General features: G+C 67.3%; 5 protein-coding genes, 1 pseudogene, 1 CRISPR repeat array and 1 riboswitch. Of the genes and pseudogenes, 5 read left to right on the forward strand and 1 reads right to left on the reverse strand.

Translation table 11 applies throughout. The features are described from left to right. Positions 1 to 803: 803 nt before the first annotated feature. Positions 804 to 1,013, reverse strand: coding sequence for a hypothetical protein (locus ACRWND_RS29745; protein ID WP_431954899.1), 210 nt, complete (start codon positions 1,011 to 1,013; stop codon positions 804 to 806). On the opposite strand from ACRWND_RS29745, the gene ACRWND_RS29750 reads away from it, so the two are divergent. From ACRWND_RS29750 to tpg, 5 genes and pseudogenes are all read left to right on the forward strand, one after another. Beyond that, positions 978 to 1,871, forward strand: coding sequence for a hypothetical protein (locus ACRWND_RS29750; RefSeq protein WP_431954900.1), 894 nt, complete (start codon positions 978 to 980; stop codon positions 1,869 to 1,871). The two genes, ACRWND_RS29745 and ACRWND_RS29750, sit on opposite strands and share 36 nt — an antisense overlap. 262 nt (positions 1,872 to 2,133) lie before the next feature. Then, a riboswitch (ZMP/ZTP riboswitch) is annotated at positions 2,134 to 2,219 on the forward strand. Positions 2,220 to 2,241: 22 nt separating this feature from the next. Beyond that, on the forward strand, positions 2,242 to 3,108 hold the full coding sequence (locus ACRWND_RS29755) for a bifunctional 5,10-methylenetetrahydrofolate dehydrogenase/5,10-methenyltetrahydrofolate cyclohydrolase (RefSeq protein WP_431954902.1): 867 nt from the start codon (positions 2,242 to 2,244) through the stop codon (positions 3,106 to 3,108). A 47-nt stretch (positions 3,109 to 3,155) separates the two neighbouring features. Then, positions 3,156 to 3,356, forward strand: a complete 201-nt coding sequence (locus ACRWND_RS29760; RefSeq protein WP_431954904.1) for a hypothetical protein — start codon at positions 3,156 to 3,158, stop codon at positions 3,354 to 3,356. Between the two features lie 1,472 nt (positions 3,357 to 4,828). After that, positions 4,829 to 4,993 (forward strand): annotated as a pseudogene (locus tag ACRWND_RS29765) (DnaB-like helicase C-terminal domain-containing protein); the annotation flags it as partial. Between the two features lie 360 nt (positions 4,994 to 5,353). Continuing rightward, complete coding sequence (gene tpg, locus ACRWND_RS29770; protein ID WP_431954905.1) at positions 5,354 to 5,902, forward strand: telomere-protecting terminal protein Tpg; 549 nt, start codon at positions 5,354 to 5,356, stop codon at positions 5,900 to 5,902. 610 nt (positions 5,903 to 6,512) lie between these two features. After that, a CRISPR array of direct repeats spans positions 6,513 to 7,212; the repeat unit is 29 nt; unit sequence CTGCTCCCCGCACCCGCGGGGATGGTCCC. The last annotated feature ends 47 nt before the right edge of the window (positions 7,213 to 7,259 follow it).

Below are 7,259 nucleotides of genomic sequence, written 5' to 3' on the forward strand. Positions count from 1 at the left end.
TCAGGGCCTCCTGCGCCGAAGGCGACAGATGCCGCGCGTCCCCCACCAGATCGCTCACACATCATCAACGACCCAGAACCCCAACCGTTTCGGATCAATATCGCAGGGCCACGCAACGTCCAGGCGGCGAGCCTCACGGCATGGGCCGCACGCGTAGCGGAGAACAGCGCACCGCACTCCAGCAGGAGTAGCCCGTGCACCTCCCAGTCCACCCGCTGTGTCCGGGGCTCTACGGCGGCGGCCTGGAGCAGCCAGTGCGCCACGGCCAACTGCCGTTCATAGGCGGTCGTCACCATCACGCCGGGGCCGGGCTCCTCGCCGACGTACTGGTCTCTGATCTCACTCGCCATAGCTGCTGGCCCCCAAGCGGCTGCCGGTCTGCTGTTACGGCGAGTACACCGACCGCTACTGTGGTCTTGCTACGACCGGTCAGCACGAAGGTGTTTACCGCGTTTAACGCCCTGCTTGGGAGGGTGACGGAAGTCGTGAATCACTCGCGCGTGCGCAACGACGCACTGCAGGAGGCCTTGCGGGAAGCGGGCCTGAGCTACGAACAGCTCGCCACCACGGTGCGCACCGTGGCGGCCGAGGCCGGCGATTCCTTGAGGACGAACCGGTCAGCTGTAGCCCATTGGATGGCCGGCAAAGAGCCGAACGTCCAGACGGCGGCGTACATTGCGGAGGCGATCTCAAGGAGACTGGGCCGTCACATCGCGCCCGCTCAACTTGGCTTCTCCGTCCCGGAGATGGCCGGACCCCAAGGTGCGCTTGGGACGTCCTTGGGGCCCGATCCGGTAGACATGCTACGTCGCCTCGGGGAGGCCGACATCCAACGCCGCAGTTTCCTCACGAATGCCGCATACAGCGTCGCGGCCGCTGCTCTCCCGCTCGGTATAGAGGAAGCCCTCGACCGCCAGGATCGCGCCCAGCACCTGGGGCCACGCGCAGGCCGCGCGCAGATCGACGCCGTGCAGGACATGACCGACCTGTTCACCAGGATCGACGAGCGCCACGGCGGACAGCACGGGCGGACCGCCGTGGTGCAGTACCTCCGGTCCGACGTCGCTGATCTGTGCCGGGCCGCGTTCTCCAGCGAGGCCGACCACGCGGACGCCCTGTCTGCCGCCGCGGGCGTCGCCTACCTCTGCGGCTGGAAGGCGTACGACGCCGGGGAGCACGGCCTGGCCCAGCGCTACTACCTCCAGGCGTACGCGCTGACCCGCGAGGCCGGCGACGACATGCACGCCGCGTGGATACTGCGCATCCTCGCCCACAACGGCATGGACATCCGCCGCCCGGAGAGCACCGTCGACCTCGCGGACGCCGCGCTCGCCATGGTCAAGGGCAAGGCCGACCCCGCGACCGAGAGCCTGTTCGCGATCACCCGCGCCCGCGCCCTGGCGAACGTCGGGGGCGGCCGTGAGGCGGCCCGTCAGGTCCGCGCGGCACAGGACCTCAGCCGGTCCGGCGACGCCGCCGAGCTGCCCGTGTGGGCGGCGCGCTGGGGTTCCCCGCAGGCGACTGTGGCCTCCCACACGGCGAAGACGTTCCACGCGCTCGGCGACCACGCCAACGCGGAGCGGCACTTCGCGGCATCAGCCCGGCAGCGCCCGGGCACCGGCAACGAGCGCATCGCCGCCCTCACCCTGGCCGCCCAGGGCCGGGAGCAGGCCGCACAGGGCCACGTCGAAGCCGCGTGCGGCACCTGGGGCAAGGCGCTGGACCTCCTCAACGGGGTCCGGTCAGCGCGGGCCGTCGACGAGGTCGCCGGCATCCGCCGCCAGCTCGGCGTGTTCGGCCGCCGCGGCGTCCGTCTCGCACACGACCTGGATGAGCGGGCCCGGGTCTGGCAGGCCGCGCACGCATCCTGACCCGGACACGCCTGCGCCCGCCGGGGTACCACTCCTGGCGGGGCGCTGCCGGGTCCGAGACCGGGCTTCCACGATTCCTTTGTGGGCGGCGTTGCGTGTTTCCGTGAGCTGGCCGTTGTCTGTCAGTTCGGGAGGCATCCGGCGTGGGGACGCGTCTGGAATGTTTACGTGATATGACGTCACTGTAGGAGGTGGGCCTTCGCAGGTCGCTTCCGGCCGAGGACGCTGGTCGGGTGTGAGCGTGCTGCGTCTACTACAGTTCAGCGTGGGCCGTGACTGGCGCTGAGGTGGAGCACCACCGGGGAGCGGTCTGACGAGACGTCGTTGCCGTGCGCCTGGGCGAGTGGTCAGCAACGCCTGGAGGGCAACGATGTCCGCGACTCAGACGGCCCAGCTCATGGATGGCACCAGCCTCGCCAAACGCATCGTCGAAGAGGCTGCTGCCAAGGCGGCGGAGATCTCACGACGAGCGGGAATCAGTCCCTGCCTGGCGACGGTGCTGGTGGGAGAGGACCCCGCCTCGGCCACGTACGTCCGCATGAAACGAGCGCGGTGCGCCAAGGCAGGCATCCAGTCTCGGCATATCGGTCTGCCCGCCACCACCACGACCGCTGAACTGATCGAGACACTCGCGGGCTTGTCCAGCGATCCGGAAGTGCACGGGATCCTGTTGCAGCACCCCTGCGGCCCGCACATCGACGAGCGAGCGGCGTTCGAGGCCATCGCTCCGGAGAAGGACGTCGACGGGGTCACGATGCATTCCTTCGCCGCGATGAGCTTCGCGCTGCCGGGCTTCGTGTCCTGCACTCCGGGCGGGATCATGCGGTTGCTGGAAGCGTACGACGTCGAACTCGCCGGCAAGCACGCCGTCGTGGTGGGGCGCAGCGCGATTCTTGGCAAACCGGCCGGGATGCTCCTGCTCGCTAAGGACGCGACGGTGACGTACTGCCACTCCCGCACGGCTGACCTGTCGGCGATCGTCCGGGAAGCGGATGTCGTGGTAGCAGCCGTCGGACGGCCTCGGTTGATCCGCGGTGAGGAAATCAAACCTGGCGCGGTCGTGATTGACGCCGGCTACAACCCGGGCAACGTCGGAGACGTGGACTACGACACCGCCCTCACCCGAGCTCGTCTGATCACTCCGGTTCCCGGTGGCGTTGGGCCGATGACCATTGCCGTCCTGCTCGCGCAGACCGTGGAAGCTGCCGCGAACCAGCTCGGCATGCAGCGTCGCTGACGCTTCGCCAACCCGGTGATGCCGTGTCCGCAAGGTTGTCGCTCAGAGTGAGAGCCCCCCGCGTGTCGGCCTGGCGGGCGGTTCTGCTGATGGCGGCTCACAACGGGAACGGGCTCGACTTGCGTACCGCGCTCTTGCTTTTGGTCGGCGGGGTCACCACATACATCGCTCTGCTTCACCCCGCCGTCGGCGTCGCCCTCCTGGTCGGCGTCGGCATGGTGAGCCTCCTGCACCTGCTGCTCAAGTAGTGCCCGGCCTGGCCCGGAAACCGCCTGGGAGTCCCGGAGTCACAGACTTCGGGACTCACGCACTCCGGGCGGCGTCCGGCCGACGTCGGGACCGAAGCGTTCGTCGAGCTCGGATCAGCCTGCGGGCGGCGCTCACTGTGGATGGAGTCGAGCCGGGCCGGGGCCGCGGCTGGTTCCGCCGCCGGCCCTGACGAAGGACTTCGATCACTGCAGCAGTCTCGCAGTAGATTTCCTCGTCGGTGCCAAACTGAAGACGCTCGGCAAAGTCTACGACGAACTAAAACTTCTCAAGCGTGCATGTAAAGTCTTGCCCAAGTCTGGGGTATCGAACCGTCTCGCTGATACGCCCTGTGGGACATTCAATGTGCCGGGCCTGCCGCGGCCCGTATGGATGATCGGAAAGTCTGGCGACTGCCGGGAGTGTGCCGAGGCGATCCGCGATAGCCTCGGCGACGGTCAGATCATCAGAATTACTCCACCCACGGGGGCCGGGTTCTTCGGGCCGTACCGCGGGCAGGATACCGCCAGTTGGAACATGGGTAATCATTACGTTGTAGTGCTGAACGGCCGAGTCTATGATGCCTTTACGCCCGCAGGCGGCGAAGCGATCGCTGACTAAAAGGCGCAGTGGGAGTACGGCGATGTGATCAACTTCGGATTTTAGGGAGTTCCATGGATAAAGAATTTATCGAGCGGGTGCAATCCAGGCCGGGCCTTTATGGCCTTGATGGATACAGAAATGCGTACATGTTCCTCGTTGGGTACGATCAGGCTCGTTCGGGTGGGCTTCTCCGTGGATTCACCGAGTGGCTTATCGTGCGCAAAGGGGAATGCTCCGGATTTGGGTGGCAAGCACTTATACTTGACGAGGCGCTATCCGAAATAGAATCCAATGGACTGGGCAAGTTGGAGCATTTGACCGCACGGCAAGAGCAGGAGTGTGTAGACCGGCTACTCGCACTCCTGCTCGAATTCTTGACTATGCGGGATGATGCGCTGAAGCTTGCTCAGATGTACGCACAGTATGCCTCTCTATATGCCATACCGGAAGGCAGGTCATAGGGCATGCAATGGCGTAGCTGAGGGCAATCGCGTGCTTTGATTAGGCCAATCGCGTGCTTTGATTAGGCCTCGAGTAAATCGGTGCTCGACTGGGGTTAAGTCGAGTGCCGAACTACTTGGGGCGGTGCCTGGCGCCTGACTCCATAGGGAGCAGCTCCCGAGACCGCGGCGGTGTGATTGATCGCCCTGCTGCCGCCTCAGTGGAAGGCCTCCACGGTGGAGTGCACGGCACGCGCTGCTGTTGTGAGTGGGTGCGTTGATGGCATTGGGTGGGCGTCAGCGGGACGGGATGCTGGGTGCCTGGTCATGAGGCCGGTCGCGGGCAGGTCCGCTGTCATGAGGTGACCAAGCGGCTGCTGTTCTCTGGCCAGTGTGAAGTGGTCCGGCTGTCATGAAGGTGGCTGTTCTCAATCGTGATCGTGCTGCACCGCGAGGACGCCTACGACAAGACCTCACCCCGCTCCGGCGAGGCCGACCTCATCGTGGCCAAGCACCGCAACGGCCCGACCGCGACCATCACCACGGCATTCCAGGGCCACTACAGCCGGTTCGTGGACATGGCCACCAGCTACTGACACCCCTGTGGGGTCTCAAATCCCGTGGCACAGTCTCATTCGATCTTGGCACATGACGGCAGATCAGCGAGACGCGCAGGTCAGGGGCCTGCGCCCTCGCGAAGGTACGGAGGAAGTGCCACGTTTCGTGAGACTGAGCCGTGTGCCATCGCCGTGAGACAGATCGAAAGCCGCTGGTCAGCGGCCCGGCCTGTGCCACGGGCCGCGAGACCCTACAACCCCTCAGGACGGCACAGGCGGCCTGCTGGCGGTCGATCATCACCCGGATGGCACATCCGGTCATCCAGGGCCATGATCGGCCGCCAGCGGCCCGCACAGATGATCAAGCGCCACATCACAGAAGGAGAACCCGCGGTGGGAATGCTCGGGGACAGCCTCGACAAGGCCGTGCAGGGCGCGTTCACCCGTCCGATCCCGAAGTCGGCCCCGGCGCAGATGCGCTACCTGGTCAAGCAACTCAAAGGCACACGGGCCGCAGCTGAGTTGCTTGGGATCTCGCAGCGGACCGTGGAACGCTACGTCAAGGACCAGATCAAACGCCCCCGCGCCGACCTCGCCACCCGGATAGAGCGCGAGGTACGCCAGCGCTGGCAGCCACAGGTCCGCGCCCGCGCCAAGCAGGCCGCCGCCACCACCGGCGGCATCGTCATCGACACCCGCGCCCGCTTCGGCTTCACCGCCGCACCCGGCAGCACCGACGACGCCCGCCTCCGCCTCATCACCCAAGCCCTCCCACCCGAATACGCCGCCCGCCTCTTCGACGCCCAGGACACCGGCGCCAGCGAGCAGCAACTGCGCGCGATCGCAGCCGAGGGCCTACAGGAGATCTACTTCCGCGACCGCGGCCGACGCGCCGCCGGCCTCGAGGTGGAGTTCACCGACATCGACTACATCGACTTCGAGCTGTAGCAGCAAGTGGAATCCTTGGCCAATGATCACCAACCGCCGTTCACTCGGCACCGGGCCAAGGCCGACCCCACCATCCGCAGCTGCTGCACCGCGGCGCCTCAGTGCCGCCGAGGTCGCTGCCGTCCTGGGCGAGCAGGCCATCACGGCACCGGACTTCGCAGCGGGACTGCGCCGACGGCTGGGCACCGGGCTGCAGGAGACGCAGCTCGAAGCCCCGGAGTGTGACCCGCGAAGTGAAGCTGGGGGTGAGACCTTTTCCGGGTCCCGCCAGGGTCCGAGATGAGCGCTGGCGTGTGGAAGGCCCGCAGCCGGAATCCTGTTCACGCACCGGGGTGAAGGCCGGCGGTTGCGGGGTTGTCAATGACGGAAGCGTAGAACCGGCGCCGGAGACCTGCGGTTTCCTGACTTCTGTCCACAGGCACCCACTTGCTTGCGTAGGGCGGTGGGGAACCGTGGGGCGCGTAGCCCCGCCTGTCCCTACGCGGACACGCGCTGAAGGTTCTGGTCGACCGGTTCGCCTCACTGATTGGGTGTTTGGTTCTATATGCCGGTTTCCGTGGTAGTGCTATTTTTCTGGGGTCCAGGCGTGTGAAACTGCAGGTCGCCGAGTCTGCTCCCCGCACCCGCGGGGATGGTCCCCACGCCACCCTGTCGCAGCGCGACGGCTGGGACTGCTCCCCGCACCCGCGGGGATGGTCCCGACACGGTGACGGAGCCGCCGGGGTTCTGGTCCTGCTCCCCGCACCCGCGGGGATGGTCCCCTGGGCGTGGTCATGGAGGGCGCCTGCGACCGCTGCTCCCCGCACCCGCGGGGATGGTCCCCTGTCCCGACTGCCCGGGCAGCTCATCACCGGCTGCTCCCCGCACCCGCGGGGATGGTCCCATCACCGCGAGCACCGTCATCGGTCACGCTGACTGCTCCCCGCACCCGCGGGGATGGTCCCTCCGGGCGGAAGCCGAATCCTTGATCCGCCCGCTGCTCCCCGCACCCGCGGGGATGGTCCCAGTCCAGCCCGCTCGGCGTGGTGCCGCCCCACCTGCTCCCCGCACCCGCGGGGATGGTCCCATGCCGAAGCCCCGCGACCGGGGGGACGGAATCTGCTCCCCGCACCCGCGGGGATGGTCCCTGGGACTCCTCGGGGCTGACCTGCAGCGCGGTCTGCTCCCCGCACCCGCGGGGATGGTCCCGCGAACGACATCTCGTCGATCAGGCCGGACCGCTGCTCCCCGCACCCGCGGGGATGGTCCCAGCAGGGCCACGACGAGCGCGGCGGCGATGAGCTGCTCCCCGCACCCGCGGGGATGGTCCCAGCAGGGCCACGACGAGCGCGGCGGCGATGAGCTGCTCCCCGCACCC

Origin of the sequence: Actinacidiphila sp. bgisy167 (assembly GCF_965342175.1) — a bacterium.
Lineage (GTDB): Bacteria > Actinomycetota > Actinomycetes > Streptomycetales > Streptomycetaceae > Actinacidiphila.